Raw genomic sequence first — 19,579 nt, 5'->3', positions numbered from 1 at the left:
GAAGTGACCCCAAAAAGTTAGACAATATTTGAAAGTAAAAATTGTCTAAGCAGCCGAAAGGGCTTGTTGTCTGTGAAGAGCAGGCGGCAAGCCCTTCAGCTTTGCCTTGATGCGGCGGTTGTTGTAGTAATCCAGATAGTCCAGCAGTTCCCGCTTGAAGTGCTCCATAGATTCAAATTCTTGCAGATACAGCAACTCACTTTTGAGTAAGCCAAAGAAATTTTCCATAACAGCATTATCCAGACAGTTACCTTTGCGGCTCATACTCTGTTGAATTCCTTTCTTACGAAGCATACGCTGGTACTGCTTATGTTGGTATTGCCAACCTTGGTCGGAATGAAGGATTAACTCTGTTGCATCTGGTATTGTTTCAAAAGCCTTATCCAGCATGGTAGTAACCATACTCAGAATCGGTCGGTCAAAGATGGCATAACTCACCAAATACCCGTTGTGTAAATCCAGGATTGGAGAAAGATAGAGCTTCTGGCCAAATAGGCTGAACTCTGTCACATCGGTGACCCATTTCTGGTTTGGCTCTTCAGCACAGAAATTCCTGTTTAGCAAATTAGGAGCAATTTTGCCCACTTCTCCCTTGTAAGAATGATATTTCTTGATTCTGACACGGCAGACTAAGCCTAATTCTTTCATAAGCCGCTGGACAGTCTTGTGATTGCAAATAAATCCACGGTTATGTAACTCAGTTGTGATACGGCGGTACCCATACCGTCCTTTGTTCTCGTGGTAAATCAGGGTGATTTCTGCTTTGACTTCCTTGTATTTGTCTGGTACCCTCATCTGCTTCAGATGATAGTAGAAGGTAGCACGAGGAAGTTGAGCGATTTCGAGCAGAAACGACAGCGAGAATTCATGCCTCAGTTTTTGAACTACCTGCGCTTTTTGTGCTGGCGTCGCTCTTCTTCCAAAACCAAGGCTTGCAAGTTTTTTAAGTAAGCATTTTCTGCTCGTAGCCGCTGAACCTCAGCGAGTAAATCCTCTTCCACTTTGCTTGGCAGTCTCTCCGTTTCGCCCGTACTCCTGCGTCCTCGACGCTCTATAGCAAGGCCTTCCGGACCTTCTTCCAGATAAATCCGTTCCCAGCTTTGAATGCGTCCATGTCCATGGACTTCGTATAGCTTGGCAGCTTCCTCATAGCTAAGGCCATCTTGCATGACTGCCTCAACCACCTGCTTCTTGAATTCTGGTGTATAACGTTTGTTTGGTATTCCTTTTGGCATAATAAAGCACCCCACTTCTTAGTCAGTATATCATACTGTCTAACAAATGGGGTGCACTTCACTTTGTGTTTTGATGCTCACTTTTTATCTTTATTTCGGGGTCCTCTCAAATGGTAAAACAGAAAATATTTTTCAGTGGAGGACTTTCTTTTATTGGATGCTGTCCGCCAGTACCCGGCCCCATTGCTCTCTGGGCATGGTGTAGTTGGGGGAGGTTTGATAAAAGACCGCCTGAAGCACCTTATTTCCCTGGCGAATCAGCAGAGTGGGGAAATATTCCTGGTAAGCGGCGGTTTCGTCCGCTCCCACTTCCACCGCGGGCAATACCTCGTAATCTCGGGTGCGTTTGGCGGCACGCTGCAAATCCAAAAACAGCCAATGAGCCAGCCAATCTGTACGGGCTTCATAATAATCGATGATCAGACCGCCCTGGAGACTTCTGCCGTCCCCCAGAGAAATGCTGCCGGATTCATTGAAATGGATCATATCCGGGGCCAGCCAGTCTGTGCGCCGCTCTATGGTATTGGTCCAGTTCATATCAGCCCGCTGCCAGTCCCCGGGAAGGAAGTCTGCCATAGTGGCAAAGGGCAGTTGAGCTTGATCGGTGAGAGGCTGCTTATAAACATCCATCACCTCATTGCTCCACAGATGGAGAGCCACCGCTGCCCAGGCACCGCAAACCAGAATCAAAGCCAGGGTTGCCAGACGATGGCGGGCTATGGGTTTCCGCCAATCCCGCCGATGATCCGGGGCCTCCCCCGACGCCAATTTTTTCCGCAGCTTTCGCAGATACAGCAAACCGGCCAGGGAACGGAGAAAGAACCAAAGAACCAGCAAGAAGGTCCACAGGAAAAACCAACTGCCCACCTCTACCGCCACCAACAGAATGCCGCCCCGCATCCCCAGAACGGGATAGAACAGTGTCCAGAACAACAGATTCAGACAGTTGCCCCGTTCCCGTTTCCGAACCAGGTCCAAAGCGATAGCCTGCACTTTGGGATCGGTGTTCAGCTCCCGGGCCTCCGGAGAGTTGGTGCGATAGATGTAAAATTGACCTCGGGAGGCTACATACTCCCAGCCATAGGCGGCATTGAGGTTTTCCGCCTCGGGGTCCGGCTTCCCGCCGTCATCGGCCCAGAAGCTCACTGGCTTGGGAGCCGCCTCCAGACGGTACCGGACGGTTTGAGGTTCGGTTCGCTCAAAGGTGGCAAAGCCGGCGAAGAAACCGTCTTTCGCCAGCATCAGCCCGGCGGCGGCCTGATCGGTCAGCCAGCTTTCAGTTCCCTCCACATCCCAGGCGGGGCAGGGGGGAAGTTGGTAAACATGGCGGGAACTACTCATAATAACCCCTCCTTGATAGTTTGCTCAGCGTTGGCGACGCAGCAGCGGAGCCGCTGAACCTCTTCCTCCCAGGCTTCCCGGCCCAGAGGAGTAACTTCATAGGTACGGCGGCGCCCCTGAACTTCAATTTCCCGGATATATTTCACTTTTTCAAACTTGCCAAGAATGGTATAAAGGGTGGCCGGCCCCATTTGAAGTCTGCCGCCGGTGCGCTCTTCAATAAAGGCCGCGATATCAATACCGCACATGGGCGCATGGTATAAAGCCATCAGCACATAAAACATGGATTCAGTCAGGGTATCCAGGGGTTTTTTCGGCATTTTTGACCTCCTTGCTGGGGATTGGAACAGGCAGAGCAGAGAGCCCCCCTTTTTGAATTGCCTGGGGGCAGAAGTAAAAGGTGTGTGGCCGGAGCGGTTTTATTCCCACTGTTCAAAGCGCCTTTTGGGTGTTATAAAGGGAGAGACTGCCTGCTGCCTTTGGCGCAAATATGCTCTGCTTCCGGGAAATGACAAAGAAGGAAGGGAAGCTGCGCAAGGAAAAGTCAGCCCTCCATAAGGATTGGTTGCCATCCCATCAAAGCAGGCAAGCTTTTTCCGCTGAAGATTCCGGCTCTGATTCGAACCGGCCCGGCAGACGGCTGAGGGATGGATAAACGCTGGATAACCCCAAAGCATCATGGAAAATACTTCTGCGGAGCCTCAATATCATTTAATGATATCATCTAACGATATTATAACGCAGCCCTTTTTTTCTGTCAAGAATCAAAGTGTTTGTTCCACTTTATACAGGGAAGGCGGATGGAAGGAAAGCGGTGCGGTTCAAATTGCCGAAAATGAAAGGCTTTGAAAATCGGCTGCAAAAAATCCATTGACTTTTGATAATTCTGCGGTTAAGATAAATCCCTATGAAAAAGATGATCAACTTTCTTGCAGCAGATACGGCATGAGGGATGGAGGAAGAGGAAAAACAATGGTTAAGGATATGACCCGGGGCAAGCCCCTGGGGCTGATTTTGGGATTCTTTTTTCCCATGGTGCTGGGTAACCTGTTCCAACAGTTTTATAATATGGCCGACACCATTATTGTGGGGCGTTTTGTAGGGGTACAGGCGTTGGCGGCGGTAGGCTCCACCGGTTCTATCAACTTTTTGGTCATAGGCTTTGTTACCGGCATTTGCAGCGGCTTCAGCCTGCCTCTGGCCCAGTCCTTTGGGGCGGGGGATATGGGCAGCCTCCGCCGGGGGGTGGCTCATTCCCTTTACTTGGGCGTGATCATCACAGTGGTGCTGACGGCGGTCACCGTTTGGGGTACTCCCATGATCCTGACTCTGATGCAGACCCCTGTGGATATTTTTCAGGATGCGGCTACTTACATCTCCATTATTTTCTGGGGCATCGGCGCCACCATGTTTTATAATATGCTGGCGGGAATCCTGCGGGCGTTGGGAGACAGCCGCACACCTCTGTATTTTCTCATCCTTTCTTCCCTGCTGAATGTGGGGCTGGACCTGCTGTTCATTCTGCGCTTTGACCTGGCAGTGGCGGGAGCCGCCTGGGCCACCGTCATTTCCCAGGGAGTATCAGGGCTGTTGTGCCTGGTGTATATCGTGCTGCGTTTCCCCATCCTTCACCTGGGCCGCCAGGATTTGAGGCCGGAGCGCCGCAGCGCCGTTCGGCTGTTGTCCATGGGGTTACCCATGGCCCTGCAGTTTTCCATTACCGCTGTGGGCTCCACCATTATCCAGACGGCGGTGAACACCCTTGGCTCCCAGGTGGTGGCGGCGGTAACGGCAGGCAACAAGGTACAGAATATCGTTACCCAGCCTATGGAGACCATCGGCATCACCATGGCCACCTACTGCGGACAGAACCTGGGTGCGGGACGGGTGGATCGAATCGATCATGGTATCCGTCTGAGCCTGGGACTGTCCCTGGGCTATTGCGTGGTGGCTGCTGTTCTGACCTGGTTTTGGGGAGACGCCATTGCCCTGCTGTTCCTGGATAAAAGCGAAGTGGCCATTTTGGCCTATACCCAGGAATTTCTCCGGATCAACGCCCTGTTCTATCCCGTATTGGGAGTGCTGTTTTTGCTGCGTAACTCCCTCCAGGGCATGGGCTTCGGCGTTCCTGCCATGGCTGCGGGTGTCTTTGAGCTGGCGGCCAGAAGCCTGGTGGCCTTCCTGCTGGTGGGACGCTTTGCCTTTGACGCCATCTGTATGGCAAACCCCGCCGCCTGGATTTTCGCCGATATACTGCTCATTCCGGTCTCGCTGTATGAGCTGCGGCAGCTGCGCATGCACTTCATTCCACCGGAGCCCTCCGCTCCATCCCCTTGCGAAACGGAAAAAGCCGGCTGACCGGCATCAGATTGTTCCAGCGCTCTGGATTCCCTTCCGGGAGTTCAGGGCGCTTTTTCTGTTGAAACAGGGAAGGCAAGGGCCTTTGATATCGCCCCAGGGAATGAAAAAAGGAAAAAGGGACATTTCCTCCCGCCGGGCCTTCTAAACGGTACAAACCCTGAATATATTGTCGTGAAGGAACAGGCGAGGAGGTCATGGAATGGAACTGAAGCTCAACAAGCAGCCGCTGTATCCCAGCGAAGTGCTGCTGGATACCACGGTAGAGCAGCCGGTGGAATGTGACGCCATGCTGCCGGACGACTGCCCGGATCTGGTCCGGGTGCTGCGGTGTGTGATGACCCCGGTGGTCACCGCGCGCCGTCTCAACGGAGGTCAGCTGGAGGTGGAAGGAATCGCCCGGCTGACGGTCTACTATGTTGCCTCGGGAGAGGAGCTGACCAAGGCGGAATTCAAGGTGCCCTTTTCCCGGCTGATGGAACTGCGGGGTGAGGCCCAGTCTCCCGGCGTCACCGTCTCGGCGGCCCCCGGTTATATCAACTGCCGGGGCGTGGGACAGCGGCGTCTGGACATCCGGGGAGCGGTGACACTGACGGTACGGGTGATCCATTGCCGCAAGGAGGAAGCGGTCAGCGGCGGTGAGGAGCCGGAGCTGGAGCTGCGGGAGGAACAGGTGGACGGAGTACGCATCCTGGGACAGGAGAGCCGGGAAAGCCATCTGGAACAGACATTGGAGCTGACCTATGGAAAACCGCCCATTCTTCGGATTCTCCGCTGGCAGTGCAGCCCCAGAATTGTGGAGTGCCGGGCATCCGGAGGCAGGGTGTCGGTCAAGGGGGAGCTGGAGGTACGGATGCTGTACCACAGCGTTTCCGGAGAATGGGAGCAGATGAACTTCACTGTGCCCGCTGCCGCCGCCCTGGAGATGGAAGGCGCCGATGAAGACAGCTTGTGCGACAGCCGCATGGAGGTTCTCTCCCTGGAGCTGGAGCCGGGAGAGGACGGCCAGGGAGAAAACCGCTGTGTGGTGCTTACAGGTTCGGTGCTCTTCACCGTGCGCATCCACGGAGGATATCAGGCCCAAATCTGTACGGACTGCTATTCCACCCGTCATCCCTGTACCTTCCGCACCCGCCGGCATACGCTGCTGCGGGAGGTAAGACCGGTGCGGGAACCCTTCCCCATGCGGCAGACCATGCCTTTGCCGGAGAATACCCAGCAGGTATTGGATCTGTGGAGTGAGCCGGGCTCCTGGAGCCTGCGCCCCGAGGCCGGAGGCGTGGGAATAGAAGGGAAAATCACCCTCTGTATGCTGGTAAAGACCAAGGAAGGGGAGATCCTGTATCTGGATAAAAATGTCCCCTTCACCCAGAAGCTGAATATGGAGCTGCCTGCGGGGCAGACAGATCTGCGGCTGGAGGCGGAAAGCAGTGATTTTGCCCTCACCGGCGGCGGCGCGGAGCTTCGGTGCCAGCTGGTACTGGAAGGGATGATCTACCTGACTGGGGAACAGTCGGTGATCGAGTCGCTGGAGGTGGATGAAAAAAAGCCCCGGGAGGGGCTGATGGCCCCGGGACTTTACCTGTACCTGGCGGAGGAGGGGGAGTCCCTCTGGGAGATAGCCAAACGCTACAATACCAGCATCCGGCGTATTCAGGAGGAGAATCCGGAGGAGGAGCGGCAGCCGGGAAAGCGGGAAGTGCTGCTGGTGCCGGTGATCTAGAGGACCGGGTGACAAAGGAGGAAAGAGCTTTGGAACAAACGACCAGTTTGTATCAGGATATTGCCCGGCGGACCGGCGGGGATATCTATATCGGCGTGGTGGGGCCGGTGCGTACAGGAAAATCCACCTTTATCAAGCGCTTTATGGAAACCATGGTGCTGCCCAATATCGACAACAAGCCCAGACGGGATCGGGCGGTGGATGAGCTGCCTCAGTCGGCGGCAGGGCGGACCATCATGACCACCGAGCCGAAATTCATCCCTGAGGAAGCGGTGAAGATCACCCTGGATGGTCAGGTGCACTTCCAGGTGCGGATGATCGACTGTGTGGGATACATTGTGCCCAGCGCCCTGGGCTATATTGAAAATGAACAGCCCAGAATGGTGATGACGCCCTGGTTTGATCGGGAGGTCCCCTTCAATATGGCCGCCGAGCTGGGCACCAGAAAGGTAATCACCGAACACAGCACCATCGGCCTGGTAATCACCACTGACGGCAGCATCAGCGATATTCCCCGTCAGGAGTACGAGGAAGCGGAGCAGCGGGTGGTGGAGGAGCTGCAAGCCATCAACAAGCCCTTCGTGGTGCTCCTCAACTGTGCTCAGCCCCGGAGCCAGCAGGCCCGGCAGCTGCAGGAAGAGCTGAGTGAGCGGTATGGGGTACCGGTGCTGGCGGTCAACTGCCTGGAACTGGGGGAGGAGGAGATCAGAGCCATTCTGGGCCAGATCCTCTATCAGTTCCCGGTGCGGGAGGTAGCGCTGAATATCCCCCCATGGATTCTCCGTCTGGAAAAAGGCCACTGGCTCCGGGAGGCCATCTGCAAGCAGGTGCGCTCCATTGCTCCCGCCCTGTCCAGGGTGGCAACAGCGGAAACGGCGGTATCGGGGCTGAAAGACTGCGAGTATATTGAGGATATTCGCATTGCCGCCATCGACCTGGGCACAGGCTCTATCCGATGCCGGGTAGACATTGGCAGGGGACTGTTCTACCGGGTGCTGGGAGAGGCCACCGGCCTGGAGATCCAGGATGAGGAAAGCCTGCTGCCCTGCATGGTGGAACTGGCCCGCATCAAGGAAAAGTATGAAAAGATCAGCGGCGCCCTGGAAGAGGTTTCCGCCACCGGTTATGGCATCGTGATGCCCACCCTGGATGAGCTGACCCTGGAGGAGCCGGAGATTGTCAAGCAGGGAGGCCGTTATGGTGTGCGCCTTCGTGCCAGCGCTCCCAGCATTCATATGATGAAGGCAAACATCACCACCGAGGTAGCCCCCATTGTAGGCAGTGAGAAGCAGTCGGAGGAACTGGTGCGGTATCTGCTTCAGGAGTTTGAGGAATCTCCGGGAAAGATTTGGGAATCCAATATCTTTGGCAAGTCCCTCCACGAGCTGGTCAACGAGGGATTGCGCAACAAGCTGTACCGGATGCCCGGCGACGCACGGATGAAGATGCAGGAAACCATCGAGCGGATCATCAACGAGGGCTGCAGCGGACTGATCTGTATTATTCTTTAAGGAAGAGAAGAAAGAAAAGGGCGCTCCGGAGGCTGCTCCGGGGCGCTGAGCGTGTCGAAAAGTTCGACACGCTTCCAGGGGGTATCCAATACCCCCTGGATACGCCGCAGGTTCCTGACGAAACCAGCGGCGATACCCCCGGTTTCGCGCCCTGGTGGGCGCGGGTCGTGGTATAAAAATCAGGCGCATGTCCCTCTGAGTGTGCCGAAAGGATTCGGCACACTTCCAGGGGGACCCGGTCCCCCTGGATACGCCGCAGGTTCCTGACGAAACCAGCGGCGATACCCCCGGTTTCGCGCCCCGATGGGCGCGGGTCGTGGTATAAAAATCAGGCGCATGTCCCTCTGAGTGTGCCGAAGTGATTCGGCACACTTCCAGGGGGACCCGGTCCCCCTGGATACGCCGCTTGGTTCCTGACGAAACCAGCGGCGATACCTCCGGTTTCGCGCCCTGGTGGGCGCGGGTCGTGGTATAAAAATCAGGCGCATGTCCTGATTTTTATGATTTTGAATTTTGTTTTTTCCTGGAAATAAGTTTTTCTACAGTCTGGGCGCTTCGGAGATTGCTCCGGGGCGCTCTCTTTTGATACCATTGCGTTGAAGAAAAGACTGGCCGCCCAAGGCGGCCAAAGGGGGCGGCAGAAAACCGGACTGAAAAGCTGGATCTGTCTTGAAGCCCGTGTCTGTGGCCAGGGAAAAAGCGGCTTTCCCGAAAGGAACAGCAGATGGAAAACGCTGAAACATAGATAAAAGCCGGTGGATGGTTGGCCTATTCTCCCCTCATCCCCGGCGACAAAAAAGAAACAGCCGCCCCAAACCAAAACGGTCCAGGGACGGCTGCAATTTACAATATGCTCAGGTGCAAAGGGCCTCAGGGAAGAAAGCCCACCTTTTTGTAAACCTTTTGGAGGGTGCGGGCGGAGATGGAGCGGGCTTTTTCCGCGCCCAGGCGATAGCACTGCTCCAGGTAATCCTTTTGGTTCATCAGCTGCTCATACCGCTCCTGAATGGGCCGCAGCTCCTCCGCCACAGCTTCACCCACAGCGGTTTTGAAATCTCCGTAGCCCTTTCCGGCAAACTCCCGGGTGATCTCGTCCATGCTCTTGCCGGTGACCACCGAATAGATCCCCATCAGGTTGTTGATGCCGTCCTTGCCTTCCCGGTAGCAGACCTCTGTTTCGGAATCGGTGACAGCGCTGCGGAATTTCTTCACAATGGTTTCCGGCTTGTCCAGAATGGAGATGAAAGCCTTGGGGTTGGGGTCGGATTTGGACATCTTCTTGGTGGGGTCCTGGAGGGACATGATCCGTGCTCCCTGCTCCGCCTTGGGAATATAGGGTTCCGGAATCCGGAAGGTGTTGCCATAGAGATTGTTGAAGCGGTTGGCCACATCCCGGGTCAGCTCCAGATGCTGCTTCTGGTCGGCGCCCACCGGCACCAGGTCCGCCTGGTAAAGGAGGATATCCGCCGCCATCAGGGAAGGATAGGTGAACAGACCGGCATTGATGTTGTCGGCATAGCGGGCGGATTTATCCTTGAACTGGGTCATCCGGCTCAGTTCCCCGAACTGGGTGTGGCAATCCAGCACCCAAGCCAGCTCCGCGTGGGCGGGCACATGGCTCTGGATGAAGACAATGCTCTTCTCCGGGTCGATGCCGCAGGCCAGCAGCAGAGCGTAGGCGCTCAAAGTGTTCTTTTTCAGCTGGGCGGGGTCCTGACGGACGGTAATGGCATGGAGGTTGACCACCGAATAGACACAGTTATAATCATCCTGGAGCTTGACCCAGTTTTTCAGCGCGCCGATATAGTTGCCCAAGGTAAAAGTGCCTGTGGGCTGGATGCCGGAAAAGATGACCTTCTTGCGCTCCCCGTTCTGGGGGACGGCTACAGTCTCGCTCATGGTTTGATCGCTCCTTTTGATAAAAGTAACAAGGGCGGCCGGAACCTGTGCCGCGACCGCCCGGGTAGTATGAATAGATTTTGATTTACCGCAGGAAATCCTTCAGCACGCCGCCCATGATCTCGCAGCCGCTGATGATCTGCTTGTTGGAGGGGGTGGAATAGTTCATCCGGAAACTGCGGCAAGGCTCGGAAGGATCGGTGAGGAAGGCGCTGCCGGGTACCACAGCTACTTTGGCTTCCGCCGCTTTTTTGCAGAAGGCCACCATATCGCTTCCTTCAGGGAGGGTGCACCAGATGAACATACCGCCCTGAGGCGCCCGCCAGGTAAGACGGCCGGCAGTGTGCTCTTCCAGACATTTGATCAGCAGCGCCGCCTTGCTCTTATAGATCTTTTGCAGCCCCAGCAGATGACTGTTCATGTTGCAGGAGATGAGGAACCGCTCACAGACCATCTGAGCCAGAATATTGGTATGGACGTCGCTGCACTGTTTGGCCACCACCATCTTGGCCATGAAGTCACTGTTGGCGATGACATAGCCCACCCGGAGGCCGGGAGAAATGATCTTGGAGAAGCTGCCCACATAAATGACCAGGCCCTCGGTATCCATGGTCTTGATGGCGGGAATATAGCTGCCGTCAAAACGAAGATCTCCGTAAGGATTGTCCTCCAGGATCATCACGCCGTAGCGTTTGCACAGCTCATAGATGGCTTTGCGCTTTTCCAGGCTGGTGGTGATGCCGGTGGGATTCTGGAAATTGGGAATGATGTACAGCAGCTTGACGTTGGGCTGGGTCTGCATCGCCTTTTCCAAAGCGTCCAGATTCATGCCGTCCTCTTCCATGGGTACGCCCACCAGATTGGGATGATAGGAACGCAGAGCGTTCAGAGCACCCACAAAGGAAGGGTCTTCACTCAGCACAGTGTCCCCTTCGTTGATCAGGCACTTGGCCGCCAGTTCAATACCCTGCTGCGCGCCGGAAACAATGAGAATGGTGTCCCCGGGCTTGCGGATGCCCGGCTCCCGCTTTTCAGCAAAACTGAAGGCCGCGTCCCGCAGGGCGGGATATCCTTCAGAAACAGAATATTGCAGCGCAGCCACAGGATTATCCCCCATGATGATGCGGGTAATGTTTTCGATCTCCTTGAGAGGAAAAGCCTCCGGAGCGGGATTACCGGCAGCAAAGGGAATAACATCGGGGCTGGAGGTGTTTTTCAGGATCTCCCGGATGGCGGAGGGCTGAAGGGAGGCCATACGGTCAGAAAAAGCGTACGTCATAGAATGGTCCACCTGCTTTTTTTGAAAGATTGGTACAAAATACTATTCTGATTATATCATGTTTTTTGACAAAGAAAAGAGAAAAGTTCACTAGCTTCCAGAAAAAATATTCTTTGACAGGAAAAAAGACCGGAATCTTCCCAAAGGAAGGCTCCGGTCTTGCAGTCGGCAGGGAAAGGGGACGATGGGCCGGACCGGTCAGGAAAGCTTCTGAATAGCGGCCCGGATACGGGAGAGGGATTCTTCCTTTCCCAAAACGGCGCACAGCTCCACACCGCCGCCGGGAGTGAACTGCTTGCCGGAAACAGCCACACGCACTGGCCACAGCAGCCAGCCGTTCTTTACACCCAGCTTGGCGATCAGCTCAAAGAGGGCGTCATGAATGACCGGAGCCTTGAAGTTTTCCGCCGGGATGGCCTCCAGCACCGGCAGAGCGGCTTTGAGGGCTTCCAGGCTGCTTTCGGGGGTGGTCTTCATCTTTTTGCTCACATACAGCTGTACATCATAGTCCGGTACCGCGTCGATAAAGTCCACCTGCTCGGGGATATCGCTGAGCACCTCGCACCGGGCCTGGAGAACGGTGGACAGCTCCCGCAGATCAGCGGTTTCGCTGTGGATGGACTGACGCATCCAGGGCAGGGCCTTTTCATAGAACTCGTCGGGGCTCAGGGCGCGGATATACTCGCCGTTGATGTACCGCAGCTTCTGGTTGTCGAAGATGGCGGGAGATTTGGAGATGCCGGAGGGATCAAATTCCTTCACCAGCTCCTCCAGGGTGAAGATTTCCCGGTCTCCCTTGGGGCTCCAGCCCAGCAGAGCGATGTAATTGAGCACCGCGTCCTTCAGATAGCCCTTGGCGATCAGGTCCTCATAGGAAGCGTCGCCGTTGCGCTTGGACAGCTTGTGGGTGGCGTCCTTCATCACAGGGGGGCAGTGGATATAAACCGGGATATCCCAGCCGAAGGCCTCATAAAGCAGATTGTACTTGGGGGCGGAGGAGAGATACTCGTTGCCCCGGATGACATGAGTGATGCCCATGGTGTGGTCGTCCACCACGTTGGCGAAGTTATAGGTGGGCATACCGTCGGTTTTGATGAGGATCTGATCGTCCAGCTCCTCGCAATTGACGGTGATATCCCCGAAAATTTCATCATGGAAGGTGACGGTTCCTTCCTGGGGCATCTTCTGGCGGATGACATAGGGGATGCCGGCATCCAGCTTCTCCTGGACCTCCTCAGGGGTCAGGTTGCGGCAGTGGCCGTCATAGCGGGGAGCCATGCCGGAGGCCTGCTGGATGGTGCGCACCTCTTCCAGCCGCTCCTTATCGCAGAAGCAGTAGTAGGCCGCGCCCTTTTCCACCAGCTGGAGGGCATAGTCCTTGAACATTCCCATTCGCTCGCTCTGGACATAGGGACCCACAGGGCCGCCGATGTCAGGGCCTTCGTCCCAGTTCAGGCCGGTTTCCCGCAGGGTATTGTAGATGATGTCCACAGCCCCTTCCACATACCGTTCCTGGTCGGTGTCCTCAATGCGCAGGATGAAGGTGCCGTCCTGGGCTTTGGCGGTGAGGTAGGCGTACAGCGCTGTACGGAGGTTGCCCACGTGCATATAGCCCGTGGGACTGGGGGCGAACCGGGTCCTTACTTTGTCGAATTTCATAGCTTTTACCGTCCTTTTATTCTTGCTGCTGCCACATGGCAGCTCTGGCTTCGTACCCTATATATTAGCGTCCCCGGCAGGGGCTTGTCAAGGCAGAAAAAAGACAGAATCATTACAATTTGTATAAATTACATAGTGTTATACATGGAGCGACAAACTTCGCCGGAACAGCCGGTGTACACTGACCCTATCAGCTTGTCCGGACCTATGATGAACCAAAAGGGGCAACGGTTCTCAGGGCCGGACGGAAGAACCGGAGGAGGTTTGTCAAATGCAGAATACAACAGAAATCACCGGCCTGAGACTGACCGAACGGTTGGGCCGGTTGCTGGAGGGCCGCAGCTATGCCGCCCTGTGTTTATGCTGTGGGGGAGGCGGAATGGTGGCTGCCATGGCCCGCATTATCGGCCAGCCGGCCCCTTTTGGGGTGGCCTTTGCGGCGGCGGTGCCCTTCCGCTTTACCCTGCCCACCGCATTGGGGGTGGCGGTGGGCTATCTGGCCTCGGCAGGGGTCTCAGGAGGATACCGGTATATCGCCGCCTCCTTTCTGGTGACCCTGATCCGCTGGCTGCTGCGGCCGGAAAAGTGGGACCGGTGGAAGGGATGGATCTGCCCCTTTACCGCCTCCTCCTGCGTGCTGCTGGCGGGGGTGGTTCCCGCCCTGTACCGGGACCCTCTTTTGTATGACGCGCTGCTGTGGCTGACCCAGATCGTCATTGCCGGGGCGGCGGCTTCCTTTTTGGACAGAGCTATGGCCATTCTGTCGGGAGAGGACTGCCGCACCCGCTTTTACGCCACCGCCCTGGGGGTGCTGTTTGCCATCGGGGTGATGGGGCTGCACACCATCCAGCTGGGCGGGGTGACTCTGGGGCGAATCGCCGCGGCGACAGCGGTGCTGGCGGCGGTGCGGGTAAGGGGAAATTCCTTCGCTGCCATGGCGGGGATCCTGTCGGGACTTGCGGTGGGCTTCTGTACGGGGGATTTCCCGTTGTATGTCACCATCTATGGCCTGGGGGGAATGCTGGCAGGGATCTTTTCCGTCTTTGGGCGTTTGGGCAGTACATTGGCCTTCACCTTTACTTATGGGGCCGTCAGTGCTCTTGCCAGCCGTTCGCCATCTGGTTTTATTGAAGTGACGCTGGCGGCGGTACTGTTTTTAATGATACCGCCCACGGTGTTCCGGCTGCTGGCGGCTACCTTCACCCCATCCGCCGCTGATGAAGCCACAGTCAAATGTTTGCTGGAGGAACGGCTCACCGGTACAGCGGAAGCCCTGCGGGAGGTGTCGGATACCACCAGGGAGGTGGCCAAACGGCTGGCACGAACGGCAGGCGGAGACCTCAACGGGATCTTTGACCGGGTGGCGGAGCGGCTGTGCAAAAAGTGTCCCTACTCCATGGCCTGTTGGCAGGAACATTATTCAGACACGGTGGATGCCCTGAGCCACAGCGTCCGGAAGCTGAAAAACACCGGTTCTTTGGAAGGAGAGGACCTGCCGGACAGCCTGGGACGCTGCATCCGGCGGGATCAGATGGCGGCTTTGCTGACGGCGGAATACACTGCCTGGACCGGCAAGGAGGAAGCCAGGCGGCGGGCGGCCCGGGCCAGGAATCTGGTGACCGACCAGTTTGACGGTATGGCCATCGCCCTGGAAGGGATGGTGGAGCAGCTGGAGGAGATTGCCGCAGGGGCCCCGGCTCTGGCGGCCCATGTGGAGGAAATCTTTCGGGAAGCGAAGCTGGAACCGAAGCGGGCGGTATGCTGGAAGGACCGGGAAGGCCGGGTGACGGCAGTGGCGGAAATCCCTCAATACAAGCAGGCCCGGGCGGTACCGGAGCAGCTGGCGGCAGAAATCGGGGAGGCTCTGGAGCTGACCATGAGTTATCCTGAGGTTGCCCGGTATGGGGCAAATGTCCGCTATACCTTCCGGGAGCGTCCTCTTTACGGGGTGGAATATGGCTCCTGCCAGCTGTGCAGCGGCGGGGGCAGTGTTTGCGGAGACAGCTTCCGCCTCTTTACCACCAGCGGCGGACAAGCTCACCTGCTTCTCTCCGACGGCATGGGCACCGGCAGCGCGGCGGCGGTGGATTCCGCCATGGCCGCTTCCCTGGTGACCCGGATGCTGGAGGCGGGGATGGACTACCGTTCCGCTTTGCGGATGGTCAACGCGGCGCTGCTGGTCAAGTCCGGTGAGGAATCCCTGGCTACCCTGGACGCGGCGGCCATTGATCTGTATACCGGCAAAGTGCGCCTTTATAAGGCTGGCGCAGCGCCCACCATCCTGCGCCGGTCGGGCAGGGGGGTGCTGGTGGAATCTACATCCCTGCCGGCGGGAATCCTGGAAAGGGTGGAGTTTGAGGAGAGCAGCTTTACCCTGGAGGAAGGGGATCTGCTGGTCCTCCTCTCCGATGGAGCCTCGGCTCAGGGCTGTCAATGGATCCTTCGGGAACTGGAGGCTTTCCGCCAGGAGGACCTGGACAGCCTCTGCCAGCGCTTGGCCCGCACCGCCCGGCTGCGGCGAACCGATGGCCGGGAGGATGATATCACCATCCTCTGCTGCCGCCTCACCCGTCAGCTTTGATGGAGGAGAACTTTCAAGAAGGCTTGCGGAAAAAAGAGAGGGGGTAGGGTGGGGCTACATCCAAAAAGCCTTATCCCTTTGGAATTTCAAGGCTTATATTGTGAGGCCCCGGTTTTTGCCGGGACTTTCGGTGTGAAGGGCAAATGGGGAGAAAGTTTCTGCTTATGAGTAAAACTTTTTCCCTGCCATTTTGGGAAAAAGTGGGATAAGTCTCTGGCTGCCTTGGCAGACAATGGTATTTCACTTCCTTTCTCAGGTGTGTTGCCCCATAGTTTACGGCACAGCCTTTGACCACTCACAAAGACTGTGCCGTTATGGATGAAAATGAGAAAGAATGAACGTCAAGTAATGGTTCAAAAAGGATGCTTTTCCCCAAAAGGAAGAAGGCTATTCCTCCTCAGGCCACAGGATCAGCTGTACCAGTTCCACCTGGTCCTTGCTTTTGGTGGAGATGGGGTAAAGGGCATGATCTCCGGGAGCGGGGGCGGGAAACCACTGGTACATCAGGGTGTCATCGCCCTCCACATGGTAGCGGATCTCCACATAGGAGGCGGGAATGGGGGTCAGGTTCCACGCTTCCACAACGGTTCCGCCATAAACGCCGGAGGAAACGTCATACCACAGCCCAAAACTGCTGGCAGGGCCGGAATCGTCCATGGAAGCCATCAGATATCCCAGCATATGGTCGGGAAAAATCGTCATCACCAGCATGATCTCCGAATCCGGGGAAATGGCTGTATCGCTGTCAGCCATACGAAGCATACACCATTGGATTTTGGGGGAGACCTGGGAGAGATAGATGGATTTTTCGGTCCCCTGATACATCATGGTTTCTTCGGAAACCTGCAATCCAAAGTCCTCCGGGTTCTGAAACAGGTGGAAAAGGGTATTGCTTCCCTCCGCCGGCGCAAAGGAGGCTCCTGCCACCCGGTCTTCTGAAAATAACAGAACCAGGCTGCTGTCAGCGTCTTTCATGGCCGTCATCTCCAGTTGATCCAGGAGCGGCTGTTCTGACAACTGCGTCAGGGGTCCCACCATTTCCTCCGCCTGCTCCAGTGTCAGTCCCTGAAAGGATTCCAGCAGAGGAATGGGGGAAGTTATGGAAGAAACCTGGCCGCCGGAGGATTCGGCTGCATCAGAGGAAGGGGGTTCTGGCACGGAGGAGGAAGAGGGAGCGGAAGAGGTATCCCATTGAGAAACGGGAACGCTGGATTGGGCAGAAGATTCCTGCTCCGCTTCTCCTATGGCGCCCCTTTGGGACAGCTGAGGCGGCCCATAAACAAAGAAGGCTATAGCCAGCACCACCAGCAAAGTCCCGCTCAGGGAGAGAAGCGCCCAAAGGACCCACTGACTGGAGGGCAAAGTACCTTTTGGGGTGGGGGCAGGGGAAAAAGCCGGCTCAGAAGAAGCGGGGTGTTCCTCCTCTTTGGCACAGGTGGAAACATCTTCTTCCGGGGCAGTGGGAACGGTATTTTCCTCCCGGAAAGGGGAGGAGGAAGATGCGGCTGCCTGGGGGGTGGAGAAAGAAGCATCCGCTTCCTCCCCCAGCTGGCCGGCCAGACTTTGTCCGCAATTGGGACAGAAGCTGCTTTGAGGGGGCAGAGGATAGCCGCAGAATGGACAGAACATAGGTCCTCCTTTCTAGACCCGGTCACTGTATCCGGTCCTTGGGAACAGAGTACCCAAAACCGGTCGTTTCTGCAAGGGAGGCGGCAGGCGGGATACAGCTGGAAGGAGCTCCTCAGTACCACAGACCCGCTGTACCGTAAACAACAGAGGAGAACCCCTCATAATCCTGAGGGATCTCTATGCGGTAGGGCGCCGCTGTTCCTGCGGGGATATCATCCAGTTGAGCATACAGCAGCATGGAGTTTTTACGGGCTCCCTCTTCCCAATAGGTCCATTCATAAAAGATCACCGCCAGGGCAACATCCTGGTCGCTGAGATTGCGCAGGCTGCCGGTGATCACGTCGGTACCGATTTTTTCATCCTCCGGCACCAGGGCAGGGTCCATCCGATGCCCCACAAGGGTGGGAGGATTGCTGTGATAAAAACCCGCCGCCTGGTCATCCAGCACCACCCGGTAACGGGTGATCCGACTTCCGGCCAGGTCGGGAAAAGAATAAACCGGCTCCTCAAAGGTGAGTACGATCTGGGAGATCCGGTCGGAAACACCGGAGATAACAGCGGCATCCCGGGTCAGTTCCAGCCATCCGCCCTCCTCCATGGAATCGCGGGCGAGGGAAACCATGGGCATAAATGAATGATAAGGAAGCGGTTGGGACAGCTCCACCGCAACCTGTTCCACGCCATGCTCCCCCAGAATAAAGGTAACAGGCGGAGTGCAGATGGTTTGATAGGCGGTACCTTCAGTAACCCCCTCAGGCAGTTCTGCGGTGTTTACCGGTCCAATCAGCTCTTTTAGTTCCTTCAGGGAAAGGAAAGCGTAATCCTCTACCACGATCTCAGACAGGCGCTGTTGCTGCTCTTGGGGCGTGACCTGCTGCTGGAAATAAAACAGGATACCCGCAGCCGCCAGCACCAGTACCACAGCGGCCGCAATCAGAAAGGGTGCCGCCGACCTTTTGCGGGAAGGGACAGGGGCAGCCGCACCAGCAGGAGAAGGCCCTTCCTGGTGGGGACGAGAACTGGAGGAAGGAGGGGAGAAAGGAGAATCACAGGTCTGCGGTTGGGGAGGGGAAGCTGGAAAAACCGATTCGTTTTCATCCCGCAGCTGGGAAAAAGCATCCCCGGAGATATCTTTGCCGCAATGGGGACAGGCGGAAAGGGTCAGGTCATCAATGGGTGTACCGCAATAAGGGCAAAACATCAAAAACGCCTCCTTTGCTGCTGTCACTGTGACGGTTGGGTGAATTCCACTGTCATTGTAGCAGAAAAGGAAGGCGAAAGGAAGAGAGCCCCAGTTGGAAAGGGGCGACAGAAAAAAATAATTTTACTGCGGTGCAGAGATGGAATGGATATCACCAGTTGGTCAAGCATCCGCCTCAATCAGGAGGAGTATTTCTGTGTTTTTTATGGTAAAGACAGGTCAGATACAGCAGGCCCACACAGCACAGAACTACGGCTCCAAGGAAAATCCCCAAAATCAGGCCCCTTTTCCATTCCAGACGAAGCAAGGCGTTTTGCCCGCCAAAGCAAAACAGCAAGATCAGCTTTTCACCGTCGCACCAGCATAAGACGGGTCTGAGGAATGCCGGCATTTCCGCCATGAAATCCCATAATGCTTTCCACGGCCATCTTCCCCAGGGGTGCCATAACAGAAGCCGGTACAAACCCATGTTCTCCGCAGCCTCCAACATACTATAATATCTATTATAACAAAAATAATATTTATAGTATATATTGCCTTGAATATCATGTCAATAGTCTGTTGTTTGGAAAAGATAATACCGATAGTCTATCTTTGAGGTGAGAAGGATGAGCGAGCTGACACAGATTATCGGCAAAAGGATTCGGGGATTCCGCCAGCGGCAGGGGCTCAGCCAGGAGGCTCTGGCGGAGAGGTGCGGCCTCCACGCCACCTATATCGGCCAGGTGGAGCGGGGGGAGAAAAATGCCTCTATGGAGAGCATCCAGAAGATTGCAGCAGGGCTGGGGATTTCGCTGGACCGGCTGTTTGAGAAGATCGAACCGGTATCCGCCCAAAAGGGACCGGATTATCCCCGCCAGGCATATGAGCTGCTGTGTGGTTTGGAGCTGCGGCAGCAGCAGATTTTGCTGGAGCTGCTGGAAAAAGCGCTGGAGCTGACAATATAAATAAAGTAGTGTGTACTGGTGCTTATCCAGGCTATGACAAATGGAGATGGAAATGAAAACAGGCGGTTTCTGATGCTTTTCAGAGACCGCCTGCTTGTCTGATTCAGTTTAAAAAGGCTTTTGCGAAGGTGAAAACAAGAAAAATGTTTTGCGCAGGGGGAGGCAACATACGGCATTGTCAAACAACCGGCAGAAAATTTTCCTCCTGTCAAAGTG

General features: G+C 55.9%; 12 protein-coding genes and 2 pseudogenes. 5 read left to right on the top strand and 9 right to left on the bottom strand.

Going from position 1 to position 19,579, the window contains the following annotated elements:
• Positions 1-45: 45 nt before the first annotated feature.
• From BQ5383_RS03915 to BQ5383_RS03900, 4 genes and pseudogenes are all read right to left on the bottom strand, one after another.
• A pseudogene (locus BQ5383_RS03915) lies at positions 46-995 on the bottom strand (IS3 family transposase); the annotation flags it as partial.
• Between the two features lie 15 nt (positions 996-1,010).
• Positions 1,011-1,235, bottom strand: a pseudogene (locus BQ5383_RS22055) (transposase); the annotation flags it as partial.
• Between the two features lie 150 nt (positions 1,236-1,385).
• Positions 1,386-2,576 carry a DUF2812 domain-containing protein gene (locus BQ5383_RS03905; RefSeq protein WP_071429426.1) on the bottom strand — a complete coding sequence of 397 codons (1,191 nt, stop codon included), beginning with the start codon at positions 2,574-2,576 and terminating at the stop codon, positions 1,386-1,388.
• Positions 2,573-2,896 (bottom strand): PadR family transcriptional regulator, encoded by a 324-nt coding sequence (locus BQ5383_RS03900; protein WP_071429424.1) that lies wholly within the window; start codon positions 2,894-2,896, stop codon positions 2,573-2,575. Before BQ5383_RS03900 ends, BQ5383_RS03905 begins: the two co-directional genes overlap by 4 nt.
• Before the next feature lie 652 nt (positions 2,897-3,548).
• Here BQ5383_RS03900 and BQ5383_RS03895 point away from each other — a divergent pair.
• The 3 genes from BQ5383_RS03895 (at position 3,549) to spoIVA (ending at position 8,168) form a co-directional block, all read left to right on the top strand.
• Positions 3,549-4,934, top strand: a complete 1,386-nt coding sequence (locus BQ5383_RS03895; RefSeq protein WP_071429423.1) for an MATE family efflux transporter — start codon at positions 3,549-3,551, stop codon at positions 4,932-4,934.
• 202 nt (positions 4,935-5,136) lie between these two features.
• Positions 5,137-6,657, top strand: a complete 1,521-nt coding sequence (locus BQ5383_RS03890) for a DUF3794 and LysM peptidoglycan-binding domain-containing protein (RefSeq protein WP_071429421.1) — start codon at positions 5,137-5,139, stop codon at positions 6,655-6,657.
• A gap of 29 nt (positions 6,658-6,686) precedes the next feature.
• The gene (gene spoIVA, locus BQ5383_RS03885; protein WP_071429419.1) at positions 6,687-8,168 is read left to right on the top strand and encodes a stage IV sporulation protein A; all 1,482 of its coding nucleotides are present in this window, start codon (positions 6,687-6,689) and stop codon (positions 8,166-8,168) included.
• Between the two features lie 870 nt (positions 8,169-9,038).
• Here spoIVA and trpS read toward each other — a convergent pair.
• From trpS to gltX, 3 genes are all read right to left on the bottom strand, one after another.
• Entirely contained in the window at positions 9,039-10,067 is a 1,029-nt protein-coding gene (gene trpS, locus BQ5383_RS03875) for a tryptophan--tRNA ligase (protein WP_071429417.1), read from the bottom strand.
• An 85-nt stretch (positions 10,068-10,152) separates the two neighbouring features.
• Complete coding sequence (locus BQ5383_RS03870; RefSeq protein WP_071429416.1) at positions 10,153-11,346, bottom strand: aminotransferase-like domain-containing protein; 1,194 nt, start codon at positions 11,344-11,346, stop codon at positions 10,153-10,155.
• 198 nt (positions 11,347-11,544) lie between these two features.
• Positions 11,545-13,005, bottom strand: coding sequence for a glutamate--tRNA ligase (gene gltX / locus BQ5383_RS03865; RefSeq protein ID WP_071429415.1), 1,461 nt, complete (start codon positions 13,003-13,005; stop codon positions 11,545-11,547).
• 271 nt (positions 13,006-13,276) lie between these two features.
• Here gltX and BQ5383_RS03860 point away from each other — a divergent pair, with 271 nt between their 5' ends.
• On the top strand, positions 13,277-15,586 hold the full coding sequence (locus BQ5383_RS03860) for a SpoIIE family protein phosphatase (RefSeq protein ID WP_071429414.1): 2,310 nt from the start codon (positions 13,277-13,279) through the stop codon (positions 15,584-15,586).
• A 387-nt stretch (positions 15,587-15,973) separates the two neighbouring features.
• On the opposite strand, the gene BQ5383_RS03855 is transcribed toward BQ5383_RS03860, so the two are convergent.
• Both BQ5383_RS03855 and BQ5383_RS03850 read right to left on the bottom strand, forming a co-directional pair.
• Complete coding sequence (locus BQ5383_RS03855; RefSeq protein WP_071429413.1) at positions 15,974-17,215, bottom strand: zinc ribbon domain-containing protein; 1,242 nt, start codon at positions 17,213-17,215, stop codon at positions 15,974-15,976.
• Positions 17,216-17,327: 112 nt separating this feature from the next.
• Positions 17,328-18,416, bottom strand: a complete 1,089-nt coding sequence (locus BQ5383_RS03850; RefSeq protein ID WP_071429412.1) for a zinc ribbon domain-containing protein — start codon at positions 18,414-18,416, stop codon at positions 17,328-17,330.
• 608 nt (positions 18,417-19,024) lie between these two features.
• Between BQ5383_RS03850 and BQ5383_RS03845 the strand changes: the two genes are divergently transcribed.
• Complete coding sequence (locus BQ5383_RS03845; protein ID WP_071429411.1) at positions 19,025-19,363, top strand: helix-turn-helix domain-containing protein; 339 nt, start codon at positions 19,025-19,027, stop codon at positions 19,361-19,363.
• Positions 19,364-19,579 lie beyond the last annotated feature (216 nt).

The organism is Angelakisella massiliensis, assembly GCF_900104675.1.
Taxonomy (GTDB): Bacteria; Bacillota; Clostridia; order Oscillospirales; family Ruminococcaceae; genus Angelakisella; species Angelakisella massiliensis.
The sequence above is the reverse complement of the archived record's forward strand: the minus strand, read 5'-3'. Positions and strand labels throughout refer to the sequence as shown.

Coding starts and splice junctions, on each gene's coding strand:
- gltX (WP_071429415.1), bottom strand. CDS start 13,005: ATGAAATTCGACAAAGTAAGGACCCGGTTCGCCCCCAGTCCCACGGGC.
- BQ5383_RS03905 (WP_071429426.1), bottom strand. CDS start 2,576: ATGAGTAGTTCCCGCCATGTTTACCAACTTCCCCCCTGCCCCGCCTGG.
- BQ5383_RS03900 (WP_071429424.1), bottom strand. CDS start 2,896: ATGCCGAAAAAACCCCTGGATACCCTGACTGAATCCATGTTTTATGTG.
- BQ5383_RS03845 (WP_071429411.1), top strand. CDS start 19,025: ATGAGCGAGCTGACACAGATTATCGGCAAAAGGATTCGGGGATTCCGC.
- trpS (WP_071429417.1), bottom strand. CDS start 10,067: ATGAGCGAGACTGTAGCCGTCCCCCAGAACGGGGAGCGCAAGAAGGTC.
- BQ5383_RS03890 (WP_071429421.1), top strand. CDS start 5,137: ATGGAACTGAAGCTCAACAAGCAGCCGCTGTATCCCAGCGAAGTGCTG.
- BQ5383_RS03895 (WP_071429423.1), top strand. CDS start 3,549: ATGGTTAAGGATATGACCCGGGGCAAGCCCCTGGGGCTGATTTTGGGA.
- BQ5383_RS03860 (WP_071429414.1), top strand. CDS start 13,277: ATGCAGAATACAACAGAAATCACCGGCCTGAGACTGACCGAACGGTTG.
- BQ5383_RS03870 (WP_071429416.1), bottom strand. CDS start 11,346: ATGACGTACGCTTTTTCTGACCGTATGGCCTCCCTTCAGCCCTCCGCC.
- BQ5383_RS03850 (WP_071429412.1), bottom strand. CDS start 18,416: ATGTTTTGCCCTTATTGCGGTACACCCATTGATGACCTGACCCTTTCC.
- BQ5383_RS03855 (WP_071429413.1), bottom strand. CDS start 17,215: ATGTTCTGTCCATTCTGCGGCTATCCTCTGCCCCCTCAAAGCAGCTTC.